25 protein-coding genes, 2 tRNA genes and 1 other RNA gene are annotated in these 25,046 nt (G+C 55.7%); 10 read left to right on the top strand and 18 right to left on the bottom strand.

All coding sequences use genetic code 11. The features are described 5' to 3' along the window. From WA922_RS01300 to efp, 5 genes are all read right to left on the bottom strand, one after another. Positions 1–295: type IIL restriction-modification enzyme MmeI (locus WA922_RS01300; protein ID WP_424769877.1), on the bottom strand; the 295-nt coding region annotated here is incomplete at its 3' end. A gap of 345 nt (positions 296–640) precedes the next feature. After that, a tRNA-Leu gene (locus WA922_RS01305) sits at positions 641–725 on the bottom strand. A 61-nt stretch (positions 726–786) separates the two neighbouring features. After that, positions 787–2,112: a site-specific integrase gene (locus tag WA922_RS01310; protein WP_424769878.1), complete on the bottom strand. Its 1,326-nt coding sequence runs from the start codon at positions 2,110–2,112 to the stop codon at positions 787–789. Positions 2,113–2,301: 189 nt separating this feature from the next. Further along, on the bottom strand, positions 2,302–3,129 hold the full coding sequence (locus tag WA922_RS01315) for an inositol monophosphatase family protein (protein ID WP_424769879.1): 828 nt from the start codon (positions 3,127–3,129) through the stop codon (positions 2,302–2,304). A 6-nt stretch (positions 3,130–3,135) separates the two neighbouring features. Beyond that, entirely contained in the window at positions 3,136–3,699 is a 564-nt protein-coding gene (efp, locus tag WA922_RS01320; RefSeq protein WP_424769880.1) for an elongation factor P, read from the bottom strand. Positions 3,700–3,824: 125 nt separating this feature from the next. On the opposite strand from efp, the gene WA922_RS01325 reads away from it, so the two are divergent. Next, a complete protein-coding gene (locus WA922_RS01325) occupies positions 3,825–4,193 on the top strand; it encodes an elongation factor P (RefSeq protein ID WP_424769881.1) in 369 nt (122 codons plus the stop codon). Here WA922_RS01325 and thiE read toward each other — a convergent pair. The 6 genes from thiE to tkt form a co-directional block, all read right to left on the bottom strand. Further along, complete coding sequence (gene thiE / locus WA922_RS01330) at positions 4,190–4,840, bottom strand: thiamine phosphate synthase (RefSeq protein WP_424769882.1); 651 nt, start codon at positions 4,838–4,840, stop codon at positions 4,190–4,192. The two genes, WA922_RS01325 and thiE, sit on opposite strands and share 4 nt — an antisense overlap. A 50-nt stretch (positions 4,841–4,890) precedes the next feature. After that, a complete protein-coding gene (locus tag WA922_RS01335; protein WP_424769883.1) occupies positions 4,891–5,781 on the bottom strand; it encodes a fructose bisphosphate aldolase in 891 nt (296 codons plus the stop codon). Between the two features lie 168 nt (positions 5,782–5,949). Beyond that, complete coding sequence (locus WA922_RS01340; RefSeq protein WP_424769884.1) at positions 5,950–6,591, bottom strand: 2OG-Fe(II) oxygenase family protein; 642 nt, start codon at positions 6,589–6,591, stop codon at positions 5,950–5,952. A gap of 8 nt (positions 6,592–6,599) precedes the next feature. Further along, positions 6,600–7,805: a phosphoglycerate kinase gene (locus tag WA922_RS01345; protein ID WP_424769885.1), complete on the bottom strand. Its 1,206-nt coding sequence runs from the start codon at positions 7,803–7,805 to the stop codon at positions 6,600–6,602. A gap of 26 nt (positions 7,806–7,831) precedes the next feature. Next, the gene (gap, locus tag WA922_RS01350) at positions 7,832–8,839 is read right to left on the bottom strand and encodes a type I glyceraldehyde-3-phosphate dehydrogenase (protein ID WP_424769886.1); all 1,008 of its coding nucleotides are present in this window, start codon (positions 8,837–8,839) and stop codon (positions 7,832–7,834) included. A gap of 15 nt (positions 8,840–8,854) precedes the next feature. Next, the gene (tkt, locus tag WA922_RS01355) at positions 8,855–10,852 is read right to left on the bottom strand and encodes a transketolase (protein WP_424769887.1); all 1,998 of its coding nucleotides are present in this window, start codon (positions 10,850–10,852) and stop codon (positions 8,855–8,857) included. A 204-nt stretch (positions 10,853–11,056) separates the two neighbouring features. On the opposite strand from tkt, the gene WA922_RS01360 reads away from it, so the two are divergent. From WA922_RS01360 to WA922_RS01380, 5 genes are all read left to right on the top strand, one after another. Further along, positions 11,057–11,251: a hypothetical protein gene (locus tag WA922_RS01360; protein WP_424769888.1), complete on the top strand. Its 195-nt coding sequence runs from the start codon at positions 11,057–11,059 to the stop codon at positions 11,249–11,251. Beyond that, positions 11,248–11,937, top strand: coding sequence for a cell division protein ZapA (gene zapA / locus WA922_RS01365; protein WP_424769889.1), 690 nt, complete (start codon positions 11,248–11,250; stop codon positions 11,935–11,937). The genes WA922_RS01360 and zapA overlap by 4 nt, the downstream gene beginning before the upstream one ends. A gap of 76 nt (positions 11,938–12,013) precedes the next feature. Further along, a non-coding RNA gene (gene ssrS / locus WA922_RS01370) (6S RNA) lies at positions 12,014–12,181 on the top strand. Between the two features lie 27 nt (positions 12,182–12,208). Beyond that, positions 12,209–12,781: a 5-formyltetrahydrofolate cyclo-ligase gene (locus WA922_RS01375; protein ID WP_424769890.1), complete on the top strand. Its 573-nt coding sequence runs from the start codon at positions 12,209–12,211 to the stop codon at positions 12,779–12,781. Next, positions 12,781–12,996 carry a DUF2842 domain-containing protein gene (locus WA922_RS01380; RefSeq protein ID WP_424769891.1) on the top strand — a complete coding sequence of 72 codons (216 nt, stop codon included), beginning with the start codon at positions 12,781–12,783 and terminating at the stop codon, positions 12,994–12,996. Before WA922_RS01375 ends, WA922_RS01380 begins: the two co-directional genes overlap by 1 nt. 81 nt (positions 12,997–13,077) lie before the next feature. Here the strand turns inward: WA922_RS01380 and WA922_RS01385 are convergent. After that, positions 13,078–13,154: transfer RNA gene (locus WA922_RS01385), tRNA-Asp, on the bottom strand. Positions 13,155–13,368: 214 nt separating this feature from the next. On the opposite strand from WA922_RS01385, the gene WA922_RS01390 reads away from it, so the two are divergent. After that, positions 13,369–13,818 carry a hypothetical protein gene (locus tag WA922_RS01390; RefSeq protein WP_424769892.1) on the top strand — a complete coding sequence of 150 codons (450 nt, stop codon included), beginning with the start codon at positions 13,369–13,371 and terminating at the stop codon, positions 13,816–13,818. A gap of 9 nt (positions 13,819–13,827) precedes the next feature. On the opposite strand, the gene WA922_RS01395 is transcribed toward WA922_RS01390, so the two are convergent. The 4 genes from WA922_RS01395 to thyA all read right to left on the bottom strand — a co-directional run bounded on the left by WA922_RS01395 (position 13,828) and on the right by thyA (position 18,551). After that, the gene (locus WA922_RS01395) at positions 13,828–15,123 is read right to left on the bottom strand and encodes a dihydrolipoamide acetyltransferase family protein (protein ID WP_424769893.1); all 1,296 of its coding nucleotides are present in this window, start codon (positions 15,121–15,123) and stop codon (positions 13,828–13,830) included. A gap of 3 nt (positions 15,124–15,126) precedes the next feature. After that, positions 15,127–16,185 (bottom strand): alpha-ketoacid dehydrogenase subunit beta, encoded by a 1,059-nt coding sequence (locus WA922_RS01400; RefSeq protein ID WP_424769894.1) that lies wholly within the window; start codon positions 16,183–16,185, stop codon positions 15,127–15,129. Further along, positions 16,182–17,498, bottom strand: a complete 1,317-nt coding sequence (locus WA922_RS01405; RefSeq protein WP_424769895.1) for a thiamine pyrophosphate-dependent enzyme — start codon at positions 17,496–17,498, stop codon at positions 16,182–16,184. The genes WA922_RS01400 and WA922_RS01405 overlap by 4 nt, the downstream gene beginning before the upstream one ends. Before the next feature lie 99 nt (positions 17,499–17,597). After that, a complete protein-coding gene (thyA, locus tag WA922_RS01410) occupies positions 17,598–18,551 on the bottom strand; it encodes a thymidylate synthase (RefSeq protein ID WP_424769896.1) in 954 nt (317 codons plus the stop codon). 145 nt (positions 18,552–18,696) lie between these two features. Here thyA and WA922_RS01415 point away from each other — a divergent pair, with 145 nt between their 5' ends. Then, the gene (locus tag WA922_RS01415) at positions 18,697–19,539 is read left to right on the top strand and encodes a class II aldolase/adducin family protein (protein WP_424769897.1); all 843 of its coding nucleotides are present in this window, start codon (positions 18,697–18,699) and stop codon (positions 19,537–19,539) included. An 11-nt stretch (positions 19,540–19,550) separates the two neighbouring features. Here the strand turns inward: WA922_RS01415 and WA922_RS01420 are convergent, their stop codons facing one another. Continuing rightward, positions 19,551–20,030, bottom strand: coding sequence for a DUF3429 domain-containing protein (locus tag WA922_RS01420; protein WP_424769898.1), 480 nt, complete (start codon positions 20,028–20,030; stop codon positions 19,551–19,553). A 48-nt stretch (positions 20,031–20,078) separates the two neighbouring features. Here WA922_RS01420 and WA922_RS01425 point away from each other — a divergent pair, with 48 nt between their 5' ends. Then, positions 20,079–21,407 (top strand): ABC1 kinase family protein, encoded by a 1,329-nt coding sequence (locus WA922_RS01425; RefSeq protein WP_424769899.1) that lies wholly within the window; start codon positions 20,079–20,081, stop codon positions 21,405–21,407. 13 nt (positions 21,408–21,420) lie between these two features. On the opposite strand, the gene WA922_RS01430 is transcribed toward WA922_RS01425, so the two are convergent. Then, complete coding sequence (locus WA922_RS01430; RefSeq protein WP_424770013.1) at positions 21,421–23,187, bottom strand: DUF885 domain-containing protein; 1,767 nt, start codon at positions 23,185–23,187, stop codon at positions 21,421–21,423. A 234-nt stretch (positions 23,188–23,421) separates the two neighbouring features. On the opposite strand from WA922_RS01430, the gene WA922_RS01435 reads away from it, so the two are divergent. Beyond that, positions 23,422–24,966 carry a hypothetical protein gene (locus tag WA922_RS01435; RefSeq protein ID WP_424769900.1) on the top strand — a complete coding sequence of 515 codons (1,545 nt, stop codon included), beginning with the start codon at positions 23,422–23,424 and terminating at the stop codon, positions 24,964–24,966. Positions 24,967–25,046: the final 80 nt, after the last annotated feature.

Consider the following 25,046-nt stretch of genomic DNA (forward strand, 5'->3'; position numbering starts at 1 on the left):
CGCCGTCGGTGGCGAGGATGAATTTGGCTTTGGCCGATGTTGTTTTCGGGCTGTCGCGCAAAGCCTTCAACGTCGCATCCACGTCGCCGGCTGCGCATGTTGCCATGTGAATGTTGTTGCGTTGGAGAATACCGCCAGGAATGTCGGAGGCATTGGAGCCACCGGCAGCGCGTAGTCGCTTTATTGTGGTGGTCTTGTTCCCAAATGCGGCAAGAAATTGAAACGCGAATTCGCTCTTGTCAAAGGGCTGACTTGCGAGTTCCGATATTGCTTCTTCAATTTCTACGGCATTCATTCGACAGTATTTTCCCGCATCTTTGACGATGCCTTCAATCAGTGATTTCCGGGTGGCGCAAAGTTGCCACCTTAGATCGTCAATGACTAACGCAAGGTGATTAGATTGTCACCGAGTTCCTGACATCGTTTAGCGGTAATGGATTGCACGGCGGTCACGCCGACTTGCATTGTGTTGCGTTTAGCCGATGGCCAAATCCCGTCCGGGATTTCTGAGGCCAACATGACAATACCGTTCGATTGTCATTTCGCGAAAGCGGAGCGCGGGACGTGCGTCCCCGAGCGTTCCGCTAATGCAGGCTCCTACCCACCGTGCGGTGGGTTTATCAGAGCCTGCTAATTTAGATGGTGCGGGCGGTGGGAATCGAACCCACACTCCTTGCGGAACGGGATTTTGAATCCCGCGCGTCTACCAATTCCACCACGCCCGCGTTGGGAGAGCCATATAACGCGGTCGTCACGAGACGCAACGAAAAACATCAAGAACCCATATTATATCTTTGGCTTCAGAGACTTCTTTGAGGTGGCAACTGGCTTAAGGCGCGCTCTGCGAACATTGACTGCCGAAGCATCAATGTTGTTTTTCAAATGCCGCCCGTAATATTTCTCGATCATTTCGACACTGGTCCGGCAGTTCTTGGCGACCTGATAAATATCCGCGCCTTCGAGCAATCGCAGGCAGATATAGGTATGCCGCAAACTGTAACAGGTGCGGACATGCCCATCGCGGTCGAATTTCAGATTGAGTTCGTTAAGGACGGTATTCATTAACTCACGCGGCGTTTTCCCGAATATCGGGTCTGTTGGTTTAAGCTGCTTGCGATCACGAACGCGCTCGAACGGCAAGATAGCGCCGGGCATCGATTTGCAGAAACCCACGCCCCGCTTCCCGCGCACTTCAATCTCCAATATACGTTCGCCGGTTGATTCATCATCGACGATCTTGACGTCGCGCAATTCAATCCGCGCCGATTCATCGGGACGAAGTCCGGTATTGCCCATGAAAAGCACGTAATCGTGAAAAGTCTCGCACACTTCGCGCCAGCGCGGCTTGGGCGGGTTTTTGGCCCGCTCGCGCGTGGCTTCGTAAAGCAGTTTATATTCCTCGGGCGAAAACCAGGCACGATGCTCCAGTTTGCCCGATGTCTTATATGGAGCTGACATATCCGGGATTGCGGAAATCCAGCCCTTGCGATTGGCGGTTTTCAATACCTGACGGAGCGTAACGATTTCGCCATGTAGTGTCGCGCGAGCCGGTTTCTTTGGCTTACCGGTTTTTGCATCAAGGCGGGAAGTCTGGCGATGGACACGATAGTCTTGCACCTTGCCCGCATTAATGTCTTTGAGCGCGGTATCGCCAAAGAATGGCAAGAGGTGGACGCGGACGTGAATCGACTTCGATTCCACATAACCCTCATTGCGTTCGCCCTGCGTGATAACCTCGAACTCATCGAGAAATGCTTTTGCGGCATCCTCGAAACTGGGACCAGTTGGCGTTCGGCGCAGGCGGCCATCGGTCGCTTGGCCAAGTCCGGGTGCAGGTTCGATGATTTGCGGCTGGAGAGGATTTGACAACAAGGCAAGCGCTCCGCGTCTACGCTGGCGATCCTCTACACATCGTTCCATATACCAGTCGCGTGCAAAATCCTTCGCGGCGGCAAGGTTGGTCTCTTTGGTTGTCTGCCGATGATTGCGGCTGCCAAGATAAGTCGAGCATTGCCAGAAGCGGCTATTCTCACGCCGATAAACGTGAAGCGCGCCATCCATCAGAGCGTAGCTTTCAGCTTTCATAACGAAACTCCAAAATGTGTAAGACATGTGTAAGTCTTTTTGGAAGTCTCGTCTTTGCTCAAACTGTTGGTATTTAAGGGTTTTTAGCTAATTTTTTAAGGTAGAATGCAATTTTGAGTGCGGCGCGTCTACCAATTCCACCACAGGGGCATCCCGGGCTGCGGGAGAGCACTTAGCGAGCGATCATGCCCGCTTCAAGCACCCATTTCCGCTTTATCACGCTTTCGCTTTGATCGCTCCGGCCAATAACTTGTGCATTTTCGAATGCAGAGCATCATTGGCAGCGAGGATCTGTTTTGAATGGATCGGTTCAGACCGCCCACGATAATCGCTCACAAACCCGCCTGCTTCGCGAATCAACAAACAGCCCGCTGCCGTATCCCAATCATTCAGGCCGCTTTCCCAAAAGCCGTCATACCGGCCGGCGGCAAGCCATGCGAGATCCAGCGATGCCGCGCCATTGCGGCGGATGCCGGCAACTTGCGGTCCGATCGCGCCAAATATTCTGGTCCATTGGGCGAAGTCACCGTGGCCCTGAAACGGGATGCCGGTGGAAATCAATGCGTCTGACAGGTTACGCCGTGCAGAGACGCGCAGACGGCCATCATGCAGCCACGCACCGCGATTTTTCTCCGCCCAATATGTCTCGTCTGTGACCGGATTATAGATGACTGCGGCAAACACATCGCCCCATCCCTGACCACCCAGTTTGGGTTCCTGTGCCGCAATAGAGATTGCGAAATGCGGAATTCCGTGGAGAAAGTTGCTGGTCCCATCAAGCGGGTCAATGATCCAGCGCGGCATGTCGGGCGAACCCTCGATTACGCCAGCTTCCTCCAGGACAAAACCCCATTCGGGGCGGGCCGCGAGCAGCTCGTCATACAAGGTGCGTTCTGACCGCATATCCGCCTTGGACACGAAATCCGCCGGACCCTTGCGGCTAACTTGCAAATGCTCAACCTCGCCAAAGTCACGGCGCAGACGGTGCCCGGCCTTACGCGCGGCGCGTTCCATAACGCGGATTATGCCGGATACAGCAGCCATGCCGGATTAGCTGACCTTGCCGACATAGGTGCGCTCATACACATCGACGATGACGCGCGTACCGGCGCCAATATGCGGGGGCACCATGATGCGAACGCCATTATCCAACACCGCCGGCTTATAGCTGGAAGAGGCCGTCTGACCTTTAACCACCGCATCAGCCTCGACAATTTCCGCCTCGATCTGATCGGGCAGTGCCACGCTGATGGGCTTTTCTTCCCACAATTCCAACGTCACCTGCATGCCGTCCTGCAAAAACTCTTTTGCATCTCCGAGAAGGTCGGATTCAAGGTTGATCTGCTCATATGTATCGCCGTCCATAAAAACGAGCAGTTCGCCATCTTCATAGAGATACTGAAATTCTTTAGTATCAAGGCGGACGCGTACGACTGTGTCCGCGCTACGAAAACGGACGTTGGTTTTGCGGCCATCCTGCAAATTCTTCATCTCAACCTGCATATAGGCCCCGCCCTTGCCCGGCTGGGTGTGCTGAATTTTGGCAACTTTCCAAATGCCGCCTTCATATTCAATGATATTGCCGGGACGAATGTCCACGCCGCTGATCTTCATGACAGAACAAACCTTTATAGGGATCGGCGGGCGAAGATCGCCCGTGTAGGTCGGGCCTTTAGCCGAGCAGATGTCTGCGGGCAAGGTCGCTGGTAAATAGCCGTATGGGACGCTATCAATGTACCATGATCTGGAAATATATTGCTTCTCTTGCGCTGATGCTGCCGTTCACCGCACCGGCCTATGCGGATGGTAGCTATGGTAAATTGGGTACTCTGCCGCATGGTGAATATATCTGCAGTATTCCCGGCGATGCCGCAGCGGCGGCATGGATTGCATTGCCGGGCAAGAATTTCACGATCGACAATGCCTCAACATATCACACCGAAGCCGGATCAGGTACCTATCTGATGACCGGTTCCAATATCGTGTTTACCCGCGGACCAATGAACGGGATGCGCTTTCAGAAAACCGGCAGTCAAACCCTGCGCTGGATTGATAACAAGGGAAATCTAAGCCGTGTTCGGTGCATCCGCCGCGCAGGCAGCCTCTAGCCGGGTTTTCGCACGCGCTTGAATTTTGCCAAAGCATTTCCGAATGCTTTGATCACGGCCACCTCGTCACCGTTCCAGACCGCGCCGGATACAGCCAAGAAATCTGCGCCAGCTTCTATCAATGGCTGACAATTATCAGGCGTGATACCGCCAATTGCCACCGACGGTATCTCGAACAAGTCGCTCCAAAACTCGATCAAGCTCACGTCTGCCGTATGATCTGATTGTTTGGTAGTGCTGGGAAAGAAAGCACCGAAGGCAACATAATCTGCGCCCTGCTCGCCCGCTTCCATCGCCAGATGGCGGCTATTATGACACGTCACCCCAATCTGCATATCAGCACCAATAGTGTCCCGTACATCCTTCGGCGAGCCGTCTGACTGCCCCAGATGCACACCGTCTGCACCAAGCCGCTGCGCCAAGCCGGCATCATCATTGACGATGAAGGCCACATCATGCGCCGCGCATATCTCTTGCAGAGGCGCAGCCAGTTTGGCCGCCTCATGCTGTTCAATATCTTTCACACGGAACTGAAAGGCAGCCACCGGTCCTGCGCCCAATGCGCGGTTCAGGCGTGCAGCGAAGTCACTTCCGACGTCCGGTGGAGATATCAGATAGAGCTGGCAGGCAGGAATACGGTTGGTCATGCCTTGTGCTTAACCGTGCATGGCTGGCGCAACAAGTCCCGTGCCGAGCGTCAGCCAGCAATAGATGCGCGGTGGATGTGGTTGATCGCCTCGCCCAGTGCTGCATCGAATTGTTCATCCGTCATATCGGCGCGAAGCTCTTCGAGCAGAGCTCGGCTAAAGCTCGCAATCATTCCGGTATTTTCTGCCAGGTGCTCACACGCATCTTCGCGGCAGAACCCGCCGGAAAGCGCAACGACGCCCAGCGTTTTGGGGTGATCGACGAGCGGCTTATACAGGTTTGATTTTACCGGAAGTGTGAGCTTGAGCATCACCTGCGCGCCATCTGGCAGCGCGTCCAGACCTTTCAGTATCTCTGCCAGCACGATGTCCTCGGCGTCTGCTCGATCGGGCGCACCGATGGAAACCTCAGGCTCCAAAATCGGCATTAAGCCGTGACCTAGGATCTGCTGGCCAACCGCAAATTGCTGCGCAACGTTGGCCGCAATACCGGCCGCATTCGCGCTGTTAATGACCGAGCGCATTTTCGTCCCGAAAACACCCTTGTTCTTGCCTTTTTGGAGTAAAGCATCAAGCCCGGGATTGGGCTTCATCATCTGGACGCCGTCAGTCTCGTCTTCCAGCCCTTTATCGACTTTCAGGAACGGCACGACGCCGCGCGCCTTCAATGCATCCGGCGTCGGCTTGCCATCCACATCACTGTCCATCGTTTTCTCAAACAGGATTGCGCCAATCACTTTGCCGCTGGAAAAACTCGGTGCGGTAATCACGCGGCTGCGCATATCATGAATTTTGGCAAACATTGCATCATCACCGTCCCACTCATCATCGCTGATGCCGTATGCGCGCAAAGCTTTGGGGGTTGAGCCGCCGCTCTGATCCAAAGCTGCGATAAACCCTTGGCCCTTGGCAATCCGAGCGGTCATTTCATCGTGGTTCATAACTCATAATCCTGCTGTATAGTGCCGGCTGCGGACCGCCGTTGAATAGGAATGCATGACATTTTCCGGAGGCCTTTAACCGGCGGCAATAGGCTGTGCAACTGCGCGCTGGGCTGTAGGCTGTAACCCTCTCAAACAGCTAAATAGATAAGGATAGCATCGGGTAAATTACTCAGGCGCATTCAATGCAGGAACCAGATTCATGGCAACTGAAATGCGCGTGCCTGGCCCGCTGAATGGGCGGACCGCATGGTGCAGCCAGCTTGGGAACAATACGATCATACCAGTTTTTGGCCGGATCGCTATTTCATTCGGTTCAGCTGCGCCGCCCGCGTCCGCAATACGCAGGTCTGGTGCCGTCATCCGGATCATCGGCATGCGCGGGTCAAGCAATTGCAGTTCACCGCCAAGAGCGGGATCATCATCCCCCTCATACCCATCATCAACATAGGCAACAGCTGACCAATAGGAACCGGGGTGGGTATGATATTGGTTGGCGCTGCCTTTACTGCTGACATTGGCCCACATTTCGGGAATCCAACCAAAGCGGCTTGCTTGCGGCGAGCGAATGTCAACCGTCTGTGCATCGGCCATTTGCATGGCCTTATATGCCAATGCGCGGGCAACCTCACCGCCCCATTCCACCATCCGCGTATTGGAATGCCATCCATTGATATTGGAAATTTGCACCCCGGCAGAATCGTCCGCCTGCTGCGCCGTGATGATGGCACGCAAAGCCTGAAGGCCCTCCGCACTGGCCAGCTCATCAACGACGAACGGCGTCGCAAATAATCGGCGCGTTTTAGCCACCAAACGTCCTAATTTGCGGCTTTCAGCGCCGTCACACCGGGAAGATCCTTGCCTTCCATCCATTCGAGAAACGCACCGCCAGCGGTTGAAATATAGGTGAAATCACTCGCCACACCGGCATGATTGAGCGCCGCAACGGTATCGCCCCCACCCGCCACGGATATCAGCGATTCGCCGATACTCAGCGCCGCTGCGGTCTTGGCCAAGGCAACAGTCGCTTCATCAAACGGCTCGGTTTCAAATGCGCCCATCGGGCCGTTCCACACCAGCGTTTTGCAGGTTTTGAACACATCGCCCAATGCCTCGACTGCCTGTGGTCCCACGTCGAGTATCATCTCGTCCGCTGCCACTTCATGGACATTGCACACACGCAAACTAGCAGGATTGGCGGCAAATTCTTTCGATACCACGACATCATAAGGCAGGTGGAGGGTGCAGCCCGCCTGATCGGCCTTGTCCATAATCGCATTGGCGGTGCCGGTCAGATCATGCTCACACAAAGATTTGCCAACATCGATCCCGCGTGCCGCCAAGAACGTATTGGCCATGCCGCCGCCGATGATCAGATGCTGGACCCTAGCCACCAGATTTTCAAGAACGGCGAGCTTGGAGGAAACTTTCGCGCCGCCAACTACGGCTGCCACCGGTTGCTGCGGATTGTCCAAAGCCGATGCTAGGGCAACCAGTTCCTTCTCCATCGCCCGGCCCGCAAAAGACGGGAGTATCCTGGCCAGGCCCTCCGTACTGGCATGCGCACGGTGCGCGGCGGAAAAGGCATCATTGACGTAGAAATCGCCATTGGCAGCAATATCGGCGGCAAACTGCGGATCGTTGGCTTCTTCACCGGCCCAGAAGCGCGTATTTTCCAACAAACCAATATCGCCGTTGCGTAAGATGCCAACCGATTGCTCCACCACCGGACCGTGGACTTCCGGGATGAACATAACTTCACGGCCCAGCACTTGCTCGACTGCGTCCAGTGTCATACTGACCGACATGGTCGAATTTCGCTGGCCCTTGGGCCGGCCAAAATGCGCCAGTAACAGCACTTTCGCGCCTGCCTTCGCCAGCTCCATAATGGTCGGTTTGGCAGCCTCGACACGGGTGGTATCGGTCACCGCACCGCCATCCATCGGCATATTCAGATCAACACGGACCAGCGCAACTTTGCCGGCAATATCGCCCAGATCATCGAGAGTTTTGAAAGAAGCCATATCCGCCTACTGTCCGATCTCCGCGATCACAGGAATTTCGCCATGACACCGGCGGTATCGATCATCCGGTTGGAGAAGCCCCATTCATTATCATACCAGCTGACAACGCGGCACAATTTGCCTTCCATCACCGATGTTTCAAGACTGTCGATCGTGGAGCTGGCCGGATAGTGGTTGAAATCACTGCTGACGAGAGGCTGATCGGTATAATCGAGCACGCCCTTCATAGGGCCATCAGCAGCCTCTTTCAGTGCGGCATTCAGCTCTTCGGCAGTTGTGTCGCGGCCAGGCGTGAATACCAGATCGACCAGACTGACATTGGGTGTCGGCACGCGGACAGAGCTCCCATCCAGCTTTCCGGCGAGTTCCGGCAGAACCAGACCAACAGCGCGCGCCGCCCCGGTAGTGGTCGGGATCATATTCTGCGCGCCGCCACGGGCCCGGCGCATGTCGCCATGCATCTGGTCGAGCATGCGCTGATCATTGGTGTAACTGTGGATCGTAGTCATGAACCCGCGCTCAATACCGACCAGATCATTCAGAACCTTGGCCACTGGCGAAAGGCAATTTGTGGTGCAGCTTGCATTGGAAACGATCACGTCATCCGATGTCAGAATGCTATGGTTCACGCCATATACGATCGTTGCGGTGACATTCTTTGCAGGGGCCGATATCAGTACACGTTGTGCGCCCGCTTTCAGATGCGGCGCCGCATCTTCATGCGACTGGAAAAATCCGGTGCATTCCAGCACAATATCAACGCCCATTTCACCGTGCGGCAGATTGCCCGGATCACGCTCTGACGTGACGGCAATTTTCTTGCCATTTACAGTGATGCTGCTGCTATCAGCGCTCACTTCACCGGGAAATCGGCCATGCGTGGAATCAAATTGAAACAAAAGCGCATTCGCTTTTGCATCGGCCAGATCATTGATCGCCACCAGATCAAGATCATGATCACTCCGTTCCAGAATTGCACGCGCCACCAAGCGGCCGATACGCCCAAAACCGTTGATTGCAACTTTAGTCGCCATGATGAAAACTCCTGCTTAGCTGTTGAGCTTGTTGATAATTTTTGGGACAATTGCGTCCGCCGTGAACCCGAATTTGGAAAACAGATCACCCGCCGGCGCCGATGCTCCAAATCGGTCAAGACCGATATTGATACCTTCCGTACCGGTATAGCGTTCCCAGCCCCGCGTACTGCCCGCTTCAATCGAGACTTTCAGCACATCTGCTGGAAGAATGTCCGCTCTGTATTCAGCATCCTGCGCATCGAACAGTTCAGCGCAGGGCATGGACACCACATCAGCGCCAACACCTTGCTGCTCCAAAACAGCGGCGACGTCAGCGGCAAGATGCACTTCTGAGCCTGTTGCAACCAGCACAACTTTGCGCCCTGCGGATGCAACGCTCAGACGGTAGGCACCGCGTGCGCTGCGGTTACTGGCACTGGTCCATTCAGCATCACCTTCGCCGCGCATTTGCGGAAGGCCCTGACGCGACAGCGCAAGAACCGAAGGTGTGGCAGGCATTTGCAAGGATAGCGCCCAGCACTCGGCAGTTTCTATCGCGTCGCATGGGCGATAGACATTGAGGTTTGGCACAAGCCGCAGGCTCATCACCTGTTCGACCGGTTGATGAGTGGGTCCGTCTTCACCCAACCCGATGCTGTCATGGGTCATGACATAAATAGCGCGAGTTTCCTGCAAAGCTGACAGACGGATGGCATTCCGGCAATAATCGCTGAAGATTAAAAAAGTGCCGCCATAAGGGATTATTCCGCCATGCAACGCCATTCCGTTCATGGCGGCTGCCATGCCAAATTCGCGGATGCCGTAATAGATGTAACGTCCCGAATAATCGTCTGCGCTGAACGGCACAGTGCTCGGCGTTTTGGTATTGTTGGAGCCGGTCAGATCAGCACTGCCACCGATCATTTGCGGCAATGCGGCGGTCAGCGGACCAAGCGCCATTTCAGACGCTTTGCGAGTTGCGACTTTTTGAGGATCTGCGGCAAGGCTGCGAATATGATCCTCGATCGCGCGCCCTGCCCGGTCGCCCGGATCGCCCATCCGCGTTTCAAATTCCGCCATCCTTGCAGAATTTTCAAACCGCGATTTCCATGCGCTATGGGCCTCTGCGCCGCGCTGGCCGGTGCCGTGCCAATCGGCGATGATATCATCAGGGACCACAAATGGTTCATGATCCCAGCCCAACATTTTGCGCGCCGCAGCAATCTCGTCTGGCCCAAGCGGTGCGCCGTGCGTGGCAGAGGTGCCCTGCTTGTTCGGCGCGCCTTTGCCGATAATGGTTTTGCATGCGATGAGCGAAGGGCGATCATCCGCCATTGCTTCCTCTATCGCGCGGCTGATAGCATCGGTATCATGGCCATCACAGCTTACGACATGCCAGCCCGCAGACACATGGCGGGCCTTGACGTCTTCGCTGGTGGAAAGATCAGCCGAACCGTCGATGGTGATATTATTGTCGTCCCACAATACCGTGAGATGGCCCAGTTTCAAATGACCGGCCAAACCAATAGCCTCGTGGTTGATGCCTTCCATCAGACATCCGTCACCAGCGACGGCCCAGGTCCGGTGGTTCACCAGATCATCACCGAAATGAGCATTTAGCTGACGCTCCGCAATGGCCATACCCACCGCCATCGCCACGCCTTGACCGAGCGGCCCGGTGGTACATTCCACACCGTCCAGCAGGAAATTTTCCGGGTGCCCCGCGCAGGGCCGGTCAATCTGGCGAAAATTGGCAATGTCATCCATTGTCGGCGCGGCATATCCCGAAAGATGCAGCAATGCATAGATCAACATAGATCCGTGACCTGCCGATAGAACAAACCGGTCGCGGTCGGGCCAATCGGGCGCACCAGGATCGAATTTGAGATATTTGGACCACAGCACGGTTGCAACGTCAGCCATGCCCATCGGCATGCCAGGGTGCCCCGAATTGGCGGCTTGGACCGCATCCATTGATAAAGCACGAATAGCATTGGCCATTGGTGCCAGACGGGACGGATCGAGGCTCATTCTGGGCGCTCCTTTTCAGGGCAATTGGATATTCTGCACGGCTACGAGTCGCGCGGTGAAAGTGCCATCGCGGATGCGCCGGTGGGGGTCAAGGACAGGCGTGCCGACGGTCCACTGACTCTTGTGCCCACACAAAACCATGTCAATTATCAACAGGCCAATCCAACCCTTTGCACTGCAATACAATATTGGTAAATAAATATTATGAGTGAAGAGCGCATCGAAACAGCCGTAAATCGAATAGAGGCAGCATTGGCCCGCATTGCCGAAGTTGCGAATAATCCGTCACCCACGCCGCAATCGGTTTCTGCCTTGGTGGTAAAGCATGAGGCATTGCGCGACGCCGCCAGCACAGCATTGAACGACATCGATTCTCTTATTGCGGAGATCGGCGAATGAATGAAGTCATTCTGCACATCGGGGGCAAGGACTATGCGGTTGCCTGCGCTCCGGGTGAAGAAGGCCACGTGGCTCAGCTTGGCCAGTCGATCGACGCAAAAATTCGCTCGCTCGGTGATGGCGTCACGACGAGCGAGATACAGCGGCTATTGTTCGGGGCATTATTTCTCGCGGATGAATTGCATGAGACAAAAGCGACCGCCGCTCAGGATACCGCACGCCATCAGGCCGAACACGCCGCATTGAGCCAGGAAAAACGCGCGGCTGCCCTGGCTCTTGGCAAACGCGACCAGTTGGAAACGAAAGTGGCCGAGCTGGAAAGCGAGCTGAACGGATTGCAATCGGCGCAGCAACATCATTCCGCCGAAGTCGACTCCATGCGGGCGGAATTGCAGGAACGGCGTGACGAGGCGCAGGCCTTGATAGATGAAAAAGCCGCAGCAACATCAAGGATTGCAGAACTTGAACGTGAACGCGATAGTTTGGCCAGCCAGATCGAAAACAAAAACAAGCTGCTGGAAAATGCCAACCGGTTGATCGATGAAGCCAACGCAAGAATTGCGGCGGTCTCGTCTGCGGCCGCTGCAACTGCCAAAGGCGGCGAAATTGATCCGGAGCTGGCGCCTGCGCTGGAACGCTTTGCCGATTTGCTTGAAAATTGTGCGGACAAGCTTGAGGCGCAATGATCCGGCCACGACGATCCCGCCGGTTGAGAATTTTGACGGCTTGAGACTTTGACCAGAGGCCCCTAAATAGGATGTGGCGGGGCTGCTTGGTACGAGCTGCAGAACATCCCTGAGGCTATAAGCAATCCAAGGGAGCTGTCCCTGCCCAAGGTAACGTTTCGCACGGGGCCTTGATGCATACGGCGCCCACCTGACGTTGAGGCGTCGGCGGATTTCCCGGCAACCGGCCCGCAGCGGTCCCGCCACCCTTATCACTGAAAGAAATTGCGCAATGGATAACAAAGCCGCGCTTAGACAGGAATTGCGCGCGCGGCGGCGGGACCATGCCCTGGCCGTGCCCGATCAGATACGCAGCCTGCTGTTTAAAAGCCCGCCCCGCCCGCTGCTGCAGTGCATCCCACAACGCGCTATCATCGGCCTTTACCACGCCGGTGCTTTTGAAGCGCCTTCATCCGGTTATGCAAAGCACTTTTTTGAGGCCGGACATACAATCGCCTTGCCCGTGTTCGCGAATAAAAATGCTGCGATGGGTTTCGCCGAACATTCTGATCCATTTGACGAAGCCGATTTGGAGAGTGGGCCATTCGCAATCGACCAGCCCATTATACAAGAACCCGCTCTGGTGCCGGACGTCGTGTTCGTTCCGCTTTTAGGGTTCACTGAAAATGGCGCGCGGCTGGGCCAAGGCGGCGGCCATTACGACCGGTGGCTGGCGGCGCATCCCGGAACAATCGCGATTGGAATGGGTTGGGATTGTCAGTTGGTCAGTGATCTGCCGGTTGAGGCGCATGATCAGCCGATGACCGCCATCGTCACCCCCACACGTTTATATGGACCATTCTAATGCGTGAAGAGCCCACCGGACGGATACCGCTTGGCATTTTGGGATTGCTGTTAGGCCTGACGGTCTACGCCGTCGTAATCGCCCGCTACGTGCCAGAGATTGTCAGCGGTTGGCACACGCTGGCCCAGACAGCTGTATATCTATTTTTCGGCCTGATCTGGCTGCTGCCGCTTCGCCGTTTCTTGAGCTGGATGGAAACAGGCAAATGGCGCTGAGCGGAAAAGTTTAAGACAGCCGGGCTGATTGCGCAAAACGTTCGCGCACCGCATTATCCGCACTATCCTGAGGCTCCCAAGTGGCGCGAGTGACGAGACTTGAACTCGCGACCTCCGGCGTGACAGGCCGGCGCTCTAACCAACTGAGCTACACCCGCATATCTGGGCAAGCACCGCTTGGGAGAGGCGCAGTTAGGGCAGCTTCTTTTGGCTGTCAACGCACAAAAACACCAAAATCCATGCAATATCGGGAGGGTCACTTTGCAATAGCCGCAGCTGCCAGTCATGTCCGCTGGTTGAAACCGCATTAACCATATTTTCGTGCTTCCCTGCCAAACCGACATTCGAATTTTTGAGGATGCGGGGCACGCCATGCGCACAGCAGTAATGACGGGGATATTGGGTTGCGCTCTTGCCAGCGGCGCGGCTTTGCATGCACAGGTAAGCCTGTCCCGCGCGGCCTATGTGGAGCGCTTATCGGATAATGGCGAAACCCGGTCTGTCGTGCCCGCGACGATACTACGCAGCGGTGATACAGTCATCCTGATGGTATCATGGCAGGCAGATCAGAGCCGCAATGCATTTACTGTGTCCAGTCCAATACCCAAGCATTTGTCTTTCAAAGCCAGTGCATCAGACCGGCAAGTCGTTTCGATCGATGGTGGAAAAAACTGGGCACGCTTGGCCGATCTGACTGTCAAGGACGGCACGCAGACGCGCCGCGCCTCTGCCGAGGATGTTACCCATTTACGCTGGCGAATAGCTGCAAACACCGCTGCGCGCGGGTCTGGTAAGATAACATATAGCGCAATTGTCCGTTAGATTTTGCCTCTAATCAGACAACAGAAGAACCGGTGTTTCGATCAGTTTCTTGAATTCCTGGATAAAGCTTGCTGCGTCATACCCATCGACCACACGGTGATCGCAGCTGATCGAAATATTCATCAGCTTGCGTTTCTCGATCCTTTCACCGCCAATACCGTCGGCGACAAACATCGGCCGTTCGATAATTCGGTTGGGTCCTATAATTGCCACTTCGGGGCGGTTTATCACTGGCGTGGTCGCAACCCCGCCCAGCGGGCCCAGCGATGTAAGTGTAAGCGTGGAGCCTGACAGCTCCTCCGATTTGGCAGAGCCATCGCGCGCAGCACTGGCCAACCGCCCAATGGCACGCGCCAATTGCCAGACATTCAATGTCTGCGCGTCGCGTATTACAGGCACCATCAGGCCGCCATCGGTCTGCGTCGCCATACCCAAATGGACCGCCCCATGACGGGTCACGACACCTGCCTCGTCATCAAAGCGCGCATTGATCATCGGAAATTGCGGAATGAGCTTGCAAATGGCCGTAATCAAAAGCGGCATCATTGTGAGTTTGGGCTTCTCGCCGCGGTGCGCGTTGAGATCAGCCCGCATGACCTCAAGCTCGGTCACATCGACTTCTTCAACATAGGAAAAATGCGGAATATTGCGTTTCGACGCCGCCATATTCTGCGCGATGCGTTTGCGCAGGCCGATTACCTTCACCACTTCATCGTCCCGCGTGCGCGCTGCTGCCGCAAATCCGCCACCCGCATTATAGGTGAGAAACGCATCCAAATCTGAATGCCTGACGCGCCCTTCACCGGCGGGCTTGACCTCGGCCAGATCAACTCCCAGTTCTTTTGCCCGTTGGCGCACTGCCGGGCTGGCAAGAACTTTTCTAGCTCCAGCATCCGGCGTCACCGCATCATTTCGCGGCGGTGCAGGAGCGACTTCCGTCACAGAATTTTCATCTGCAGGTTGAGCGGATATGTTAGCGGCTTTTTCCTCCTGTGCATCGGCCAGTTCGGGCGCGAGTTCAGCGGCGGCCTCGTTCTGTTCTATGGCTTCCTGCGACACGTCACCATCCACCTCGACCACGACCAACATAGACCCGATAGCAACCATGTCGCCTTCGGCGCCGGCCACTTCGATGACCGTGCCGTTGACCGGACTCTCCATCGGGACCGTGGCCTTGTCGGTCATCATATCGACGATTTCCTGATCTTCGGACACGGTATCACCCACCGCCACGTGCCAGGATACTATTTCTGCCTCAGCGATCCCTTCGCCAATATCGGGCATATCAAATATGAAACGGCTCATGGTTCAGGCTTCCAATAATGTATCGAGTGCTTCGCCAATCCTGATCGGACCCGGGAAATATGCCCATTCAAGACTATGCGGATAGGGCGTATCAAAACCGGTCACCCGCTCAACCGGGGCTTCCAGATGATAAAAACAACGCTCTGTCACCAACGCGGATAATTCAGCACCAAAACCGGATGTACGCGTCGCCTCATGAACAACAAGACACTTGCCGGTCTTTTTCACGGATGCCTCTATGGCTTCAATATCCAGCGGAACGATTGTTCTAAGGTCGAGTATCTCGGCATCAATGCCCTTCTCCCGGCACACTGCCTCAGCCACATGAACCATCGTACCATAGGCGAGAATGGTGAGCTCCTCACCGGCCCTCGCGATACGGGCCTTGCCCAGAGGTACGCGGTAGAGACCTTCGGGCACCATACTGTCACGGTGGGTCTTCCAGGGCTCAACCGGCTTGTCGTAATAGCCTGTGAACGGCGCGTTATAGATCCGCTTGGGTTCAAAGAAGATGACGGGATCATTATCCTCGATTGCGGAAATCAGCAAACCTTTGGCATCATGGGGGGTTGCCGGAATGACTGTTTTGAGGCCTGCGACATGCGCGAACAATGCCTCCGGGCTTTGGCTGTGGGTTTGCCCGCCAAAAATTCCTCCGCCAAATGGGGACCGCACGGTGAGCGGCGCAATAAACTCGCCCGCAGAACGGTATCTAAGCCGTGCGGCTTCGGAGATAAGTTGATCTAGCCCGGGATAAATATAATCGGCGAACTGGATCTCGGGCACGGGCCGCAGACCATATGCCCCCATTCCCACAGCGGCCCCAATAATACCGCATTCAGAAATTGGTGTGTCAAAGACACGGTTCTTGCCATGTTTGTCTTGCAACCCAGCGGTAGCGCGGAACACACCGCCGAAATATCCAACGTCCTCACCCATGACGATAATGTCTGGGTCTTCCGCCATTTTCAGGTCGAGCGCCTCGTTAATAGCCTCAATCATGTTGAGGCGCCGATCCGTGCCTGTAGGTACAGCGTCGGCGGATTTGGCTTCTGCGCTCATGTTCCAGGCCTCCCTTCGGGAAATTTTGTTTCCCGCTCCCGGATAGCCTGCTCGCTTTGCTCTTTAAGATGCCAGGGCAAGTCTTCAAACACATCTTCGAACATGGTCGCGAAGGGGTGGTGGAGACCGTGCCCCAGAATACCGTTCTTCTCGGCCAGTTTTGTGGCCGCTTTTACGGTCTCAGCACAATCCAGATCCATCGCTGCATGGCGCTCTTCGTCCCATTCTCCAAGCGCGATCAAGTGTTTTTTGAGCCGTGTTACGGGATCGCCCAGCGGCCATTCCTCCCGCTCCTGCGCAGAACGATAGCCACTTGGATCATCCGATGTAGAATGTCCTTCCGCGCGGTAGGTAAAATGCTCGATTAAAGTCGGCCCGCCATTGGCGCGGGCACGGTCCGCTGCCCATTTTTCGGCGGCATACACAGCGAGCGGATCGTTGCCGTCGACCCGGATGCCCGCAATGCCATAACCCAGCGCCCTCGCCGCAAAAGTTGTCCGTTCTGCCCCAGCAAAACCCGAAAAGCTGGATATCGCCCATTGGTTATTGACCACATTCAAGATAACCGGCGCGTTATAGACAGCGGCAAAAGTGCATGCGGAATGGAAATCGCCCTCTGCAGTCGAGCCCTCGCCGACCCAGGTCGCCGCAATCCGGCTGTCGCCCTTGATTGCGCTGGCCATTGCCCACCCGACCGCTTGCGGTGTCTGCGTCGCCAAATTACCGCTGATGGAGAAAAAGCTGTGCTCCTTGCTCGAATACATTATCGGCAATTGGCGGCCTTTCAGCTTATCGCCCTTGTTGGAATAAATCTGGTTGATCATCTCTATCAGCGGATAACCACGCGTAATCAGAATGCCCTGCTGACGGTATGACGGGAAGATCATATCATCGCTCGCCAACGCCATCGCGGCAGAGATGGAAGTCGCCTCCTCCCCCGTGCTTTTCATGTAAAAACTGGTTTTGCCCTGCCGCTGTCCGCGGAACATGCGTTCATCAAAAGCGCGCACCATTGCAAAATGGCCGAGCATCGTGCGCAGCGTATCGGGATTGAGCTTGGGGTCCCACGGACCATGCGCCTGATGGTCATCGCCCAGCACGCGCACCAGATCATAGCACAGCGCCGATGTCTCTATCGCAGCGCAGTTTTCATCAGGCCGTGACTGTTTGCCTGCATCAGGAACCTGGATATGGGCGAAATCGACCGGGTCGCCGGGACGGTAAGTGGGCTCCGGAACGTGTAGAGACAGCACAGGTTTGTTGCTCGGCGTTTTTGCGCTGTTCCCGCCGGCTTCACTGGGCTGCTTGGCCATAATCCTGCTCTCCCGAGAAATGACATGCGTTAACGCGACGCAATCTTACGCTGCAGCGTTATTTTATTTCACAAGCGCACCGAGGTCAAGCGATGCTATTTATACAGCAATCGGCGCTTTTAATACGCCTTGCGGGGCGTAATCGGGCACGGCAAAATCATCGATTGCGTAATCGAAGATCGATGACGGCTTTCTGGTAATTTCCAGAGTTGGCTGTCCGCGCGGCTCGCGTGCCAACTGCTGCTCAATCAAATCGGTGTGGTTGAGATAGAGATGCGTGTCACCGCCCAGCCAGACAAATTCACCGGGCTGAAGGCCAGTTTGCTGCGCCATCATCCGCAGCAGCAATGCGCCCGACCACAGATTGAACGGCAGCCCTAACGCCACATCGCAGCTGCGCTGATACAGCGCGCAATTGAGCCTGCCATTGGCGACGTGGAATTGATATGTTTTATGACAGGGCGGCAAAGCCATCTGGTCAAGCTCTGCCACATTCCAGCCTTCGATGATGTGCCGTCTGCTGCCCGGGTTTTTGCGCAAGGATTCCACCGTTTGTGCGACCTGATTGATGCCGGTACCCTTACGGTACGTACCATCATCCGCCGCCTGAAAGGTGGGCCAATCGACCCATTGTTTCCCGTATACCGGCCCCAATTCGCCCCAGCGCGCGGCAAACGCATCGTCCTCCACAATCCGCGCAGAAAATTCTTCGCGCGAGATATCATCGCCCGTTTCGCGGCGATAACTGGCCAGCGGCCAATCCGTCCAGATTTGCACATTTTGGCGGCACAGCTCGCGAATATTGGTGTCGCCGGTCAGGAACCACAACATCTCGCGGGTAGCGGTTTTCCAATAGACCCGCTTCGTGGTTAGCAAAGGCATGAGGCCGCCGCTCAGATCAAAGCGCAGCATGGTCCCGAACAGTGACCGGGTGCCTACACCCGTGCGATCGCTGCGTTCGCTGCCATGCTGCCAGATATTGCGCATCAGATCGAGATATTGCCATTCTGGATGGCGAACAGGGGAATCGGCGGTTTGGACTACACTGGCCATGCACCAGCCCTAGCGGCGATTGCGCCCTTTTGTCACCCTTTCGGCTAAGCCATTGCACTGCGGTAAACACAAGCAGTTTCAATTTTCTGTTTTTGTGCCATAATCCATGCAAAGCGAGCAATGCCCGCCGCGCAGGAGAGAGACCGTGGACGCAGTTACCCAGAAGAACGACGCCGCATCTAACATGACCGCAGGTTTCAACATTCCCGATCCATCCACCGTGGACCGGCTCGAAGGGAAAGTTTCTCACGAAGAATGGGGCTTGCGTAAGGAATTGGCGGCGACATACCGGCTGTGCGCCTTACACGGTTGGACCGATCTGGTATTTACCCATATTTCCGCCCGCTTGCCTGACGAAGATGGCGAGGAGCGGTTTCTGATCAACCCTTACGGCGTGATGTTTGACGAGATGACCGCATCATCGCTGGTGAAAATCGATCTTGATGGCGCGATCAAGCAAGAGACTCCGTATTTCACCAATCCGGCAGGGTTTACGATCCACAGCGCGGTTCATTCCGCGCGGCATGATGCGGGCTGCGTCATTCATGTCCACACGCCTTACGGCATAGCGGTTTCTATTCAGAAAGAAGGGTTACGCCGTTATTCGCAGTTCTCGATGCAAGTGCATGATGATCTTGCCTATCACAATTATGAAGGCATTGCGCTCGATCTGGACGAACGGGAACGTCTGGTTGCCGATATTGGCGATAAGAACCTGCTGATGCTGCGCAATCATGGTACACTGACAATGGGGCCCAATTGCGCAATCGCGTTTTTGCGGATGTATTTCCTAGAAAATGCCTGCAAAACGCAAATCTTGGCGCAGGCGGTCGGAAGCAAGGACGCATTAAATGAAGAACCTTCGGATATGGGCCGCCGGGTATTTCAGCAGACCCAGCCCGCATTCGCTCCAGGATTTGGCGATAATCTGATCTGGCCCGGTTTGATGCGCAAACTAAATCGCGCCAATCCGGGGTATGATTATTAAGCGCATTCTGCCTATCCGCGCTGCGCCAGATCAATCAACCCTATAATGAGGGTCAGTCCGCCCAGGCCGAGCGATAGCAGCCAGCGCAGCCGCATCCACGACGCGTCCTGCAAAGCCAGCGCGCGGTCAATACATGGTGACGCCGCGATCAGCAGCCCGAGCCAGAACAGCGACGGCCCCGGCCAGGGCCAGCCCAAGGTCCACGGCAGAAATAGCGCCAATGCAATCAGGCTGGGCAGAACAGCGACGGCGAACGCCCAACCGGGTGCGTCATCGGGCTTGCTGAGCGCCTGCCCCCACCAGACACCGCCTAGAAAGCTGAATATCAATGCGGCATAGGCGAAGCTGCTTGCCAGCGCGATCCAGCTCCACGTTCCTCCATCTACTATCAGGATCAAGGCGATTAACTGCGGCAGAAGCCCGGCAAAACCAAGAGTTTTTACCCGGCCCAAAGGATATCGGAACGTGCGCTGTCTGTCCGGGTTATTCACTATACACAACGCTTTTCCGCCCGCTTAAAACAGGCTGCTGCTAAATTTATGCCAGATACTTCAAAACCCGGCCGACACCGCGCGGTTCCCAGTACGCGTGTTTCACGGCTGACCGGGTTCGGGCGACTGGCGAGCGGTGTCGCTGGCGGGATGATGGCGGAAGGCGTGCGGCGGCTTGCGAGCGGCGAATTGCCAAAATTGCAGGACATGATCCTAACGCCGGGCAATGCGATGCGATTGGCTGACCGCCTCTCCCATCTGCGCGGCGCGGCGATGAAGCTTGGCCAAATGATTTCATTGGACGCGGGCGATATGCTGCCCCCGGAACTCGCCACAATCCTGGGCACTCTGCGCGATAATGCGAACTTTATGCCGCCGCGCCAGTTACAGCAAATGCTCAACGCAGAATGGGGTGACGACTGGCGCAAGAATTTCGCAGAATTTCAGGTGCGCCCCATTGCTGCGGCTTCTATCGGGCAGGTCCACAAGGCGGTCACGCATGACGGCCGTACGCTGGCCATCAAAGTGCAATATCCCGGCGTCAGGGAAAGTATTGATGCCGATGTGGACAATGTTGCAACGCTGCTGCGCATATCCAACATGATCCCCGAAACGCTTGATTTTGCGCCTTTGTTGGAAGCTGCCAAAGCGCAATTACACGAAGAGGCCGACTATCAGCGGGAGGGCCAGCAAATGCAGCTCTATGCCAATCTGCTAAACGACGAGACGGGATTCATCGTCCCCACGCTGGATACCGAGCTCACCGGTGACCGCGTTCTGGCGATGAGTTTTGAGCCCGGCGTGGCTATAGAAAGCCTTGAAACGGCCAATCAGAAATTGCGCGATGCAGTATCCGAGCGGATCATCCGCTTGGTCACGCGTGAGCTGTTTGAATTTGGTATCATGCAAACCGATCCCAATTTCGCCAATTTTCGTTATCAGGCAGAAACCGACAGCATTGTTCTGCTCGATTTTGGGGCGACACGTGCAATATCATCCGAGGTACAAAACTCGTACCGCAATATCCTCAGCGCCGGTCTGGAGCGGGACCGCGCAAAAGTTTTGGAAGCCTCTCTTGCGGCAGGCTTTGTCAATCTGGCAGCCGTAGAGCGGCATCGCAGTAGTGTCGAGGATATGACCGACATCATTATCAACGAATTGGGCAATGAGGGTCTGTTCGATTTCGGAGACCGAGCCTTTGTCTCGGTGCTTCGCGATGAAGGCCTGCAGATCGCGGCAGACCGCGAAGCCTGGCATTTGCCGCCCGCCGAAACGCTGTTTGTGCAGCGCAAAGTCAGCGGGACCGCCCTGCTCTGCGCGCGCTTGAAAGCAAGAGTGCCCGTGCGGGCTATCCTGCTCGAAACGCTGAACAAATAGGCGGCATTGTCAATTAATCGCTGGATTGATCAGCAATCCAACGATCAATATGCGCTTCCAGAACGCTGAGCGGAACAGCTCCATTTTCAAGAACCGCATCGTGGAAAGCACGCAAGTCGAAATCCGTACCTAAAATATCACTGGCCCGCTGGCGCAGCTCACGGATTTTCAGCTCACCAATCTTGTAGGCGAGCGCCTGTCCGGGCCAGGTAATATAGCGGTTCACTTCAGCATCGATATTACCGGGTGTAAGCGCGGTATTGTCCAGCATGAATTGCACCGCACGTTCTTTTGACCAGCCTTTTGAATGAATGCCCGTATCGACGACCAGCCGCGTTGCCCGCCACATTTCATAACTTAGTCGGCCCATCTGCTTGGCGGGCGTGTCATACAGTCCCATCTCAATACCCAGACGCTCTGAATACAGCCCCCAACCTTCAACGAAAGCAGTGAAAAATGTCCCGTTGCGGCGGAGCGGGTGGATGTCCAGTTCCTGCTGTAGAGCGATCTGGTGATGATGTCCGGGCACAGCTTCATGCACACCCAGAGCGGGCAATTCCCACAGCGGGCGCTGGTCCAATTCTGTTGTGTTGATGCGGTAAATGCCCGCTTGCCCTGTCTGAAGCGATCCTGGCTCGTAATAGGCCGTGGTGTTGCCCGGGGCCTGCGCCGCTGGAATGGGCAGTACTGTATAGGGTTGCCGCGGCAAACTGCCGAACAGCTTGGGCATATAGCCATCAATGTGCTTGGCCAGCGCACTGGCTGCACTCACAAGTTCTTCGGGCGTTTTGGCGTAATATTGCGGATCGGTCCGCAAATGTTCGATAAATGCTTCGCGCGTTTCAAAGCCCGCTTGTTTGGAGACCTCGATCATCTCCGCTCGGATGCGCGCGACTTCAGACAGACCAAGCTTATGGATCTCGTCAGCGGTCATATCAGTTGTGGTGAAGCTTTTCACGCGGTGCGCGTAATAGGCATCACCATCAGGGGTCGCCATAACGCCCGGTGCACCAGTGCGGCATTCGGGCTCATATTCACGCGTGTAAAACGTCAAAAACTTTTCATAAGCGCGATATACGGATTGCTCGATCGCGGTTTTGGCGCGGGCTGACAGATCGGCCCAATCTGCCTCTGAAATCGCGCTCGGACGCTCGGTAAATGGGGCCCAGAACGGCGATTCCTCAGCCGTGTCGTATAATTGCGTTTCAATCCGGCCCGCCAGACCCAGCATGGGCTCACAGGGCTGGGTCAGCCCGCGCGCAACCGCCTCTCTCGAACGGGTGATCCCTTGATCATTGAGCGCGGCAAAGGCGGTGAGGCGTGCCACGTAGGATTCGTAATCAGCCTGTGTGAAAAATGGCGAGCGGTTGGGTGCAGAGGCGAAACTGGAGAACCAGCCGCCGCGATTGGTAAAAATGACATAGCGCGTGTGATCAAACTCCGAGGCCTCGATGCTATCATCAAGACTGCTTTTCAGGATTGCATAATCGACCCGCAAATCGGGTGGCAAAGCCGCCTCGTCAATGGCTGCCAGTTGAGAAAGAAACTCTTTAGTTTCAGCAATTTGCCGATCATAGCTGGCAAGCGATAGATCATCGAGCTTGCCATCACCGCGGCGATCGCCGATGCTGGTGGCCAGGCTGGGACTGTTATCCAGGCTCCATTGCCACACCGCTTCGCGTATCTGCGTGTAATCCTCCGCAGGAGTGGCCGCAGCAGATGCAGGCACAAGCGCGGGTGCGGCCATTACAATGGCCAATGCCGTCAAAACAGTCTTCATCATCGAACCTCATAATCCGCAAGCTATTCTGACTCTACATTATGCCCCTCTGCCGGTCAGGTCCAGAGGTGTGAAACCAGACCACCTTAACCATTTGCCTTAACCATTTGCCTTAACCATTTGGTAGTCATGTATTCATAAGAGATGGTCATACATTTCTGCTTGAGGACTATGATGAACTTCCGCACTCTTATTTCAATGTCCTGCATTGCGCTATTGTGCGCGGCGACACCCGTGGCCGCCCAGACTGATGCTTATAAAACTGACGCTGATAAAATTGCCGCTTTGGTCGCGCAATTGGAGGAACGGATAGACAGTCTTGAACGCAGCAATGAAGAATTGACCGCGCGGCTGGAGCAAATGGATGCTGCCGGATCGATTGCGCAGCCCGCTGCGGCCCCAACACTTGCCGGTCAGGCGACGTCAAATCCGCATGTGATCAATTCGGACAATATGGATATGGTTGCCGCGCGGCCCCAGGTCTCAGCGCAAATGTCTGACGCGGACCAGAAGCGCGGTTTCACCGATACGATCGGTATCGCGCCCGAATATTCCTACCGCGTTCTTGATCACGCGGAGGACACAAACACCAAACCACTGCTGCAATTGACCGCAATCACCGATGGCTTACTGGATAACCGGGTAACCGTTTCGGGATCGACCATCGCGATTGCCACCGCCCAGCGCAGCAATAGGCCCAGCAAATTCGGCTATTTGATGCGCAATCCAACCAGCGCCAACCAGATTGGCAGCACAGTGACGGAAGCCGTGCTGCACGACGCCAAAATTGCAGTGACTGCTCGTGTGACACAGGACGTTACGGCCTATGCCGAATTGCTATACGATCCGCAGCAGAGTTTCGGGGCCGGCACGATCACTGCGCTAACCCGTAACCAGATCCAATTGCGCCGCGGCTGGGTGATGCTCGGCAATCTTGAAAAGAGCCCCGTCTATGCACTGATCGGCAAGATGGATACGCCGTTCGGCCTGAATGATACGGTGAGCCCGTTCACCAATTCGACCACTTGGCACGCCTTTGCCGGCCTCGCCTACGGCGCACAGGCAGGCTTCGTGAAAGACGGGCTGCATGTCCGCGCGATGGCCATTCAGGGCGGCGCTCAATTCCGTTCGGCCAACACGCCGGTCAATGGGACCAATGTACCCTCGAAACTGAACAACTTTGCAGTGGATGCGCGCTATGAACTCGCTTTGGGGGGTCAGGGCAACACGATCATGGCGGGCGCAAGTTACCAGCACGGTAGCCCCTATTGCCAGAGCTATCCGGTATTTCACTTCAACCCCTGTGCTGACAATGTCCCGGCATGGGTGGCCTATGGCCGCCTGAAATATGGAGATCTGCAGGTAATAGGTGAATTTGCCCGGACCACCAAAGTCTGGCCGGGATCAGCAGTGCCCATTCCAACCAATCCGCTCAGCATCTTCGAAGCGCAGAAAACCGAAGCCTTCACCGCTGGTGCGCGCTATGCCTTTGGCCCTGAAAATTCGACCAAACAAGGACGTAATTTTGCTCTATCGGGCGAATTTTCAAAATTCATTGCCGGCGAAAAAGGTGCCCCGTGGGAACGCCAGAACCAGGCAGTGCTCGGCCTGTCATGGTTCCCTGCAGACAATCTCAATCTGTTTGCAGAATATGTCCATGTTGATGGATTTGCACCGCTCAACTTCCTGTCAGGCGGCAATTTTCCAGACGGCAGCACATGGTCAGAGCGTGATGCAAAAACCGATGTAGCCCTAATTGGCGCGCAAGTCTCGTTCTGAGCCCGTCTCGTTCTGGGCCCGTCTCGTTCTGGGCCCGTCTCGTTCTCTGGGCCCGTCTCGTTCTAAGTCCGTCTCAGTCT

The organism is Pontixanthobacter sp. (assembly GCF_049682855.1).
Classification (GTDB): domain Bacteria; phylum Pseudomonadota; class Alphaproteobacteria; order Sphingomonadales; family Sphingomonadaceae; genus Pontixanthobacter.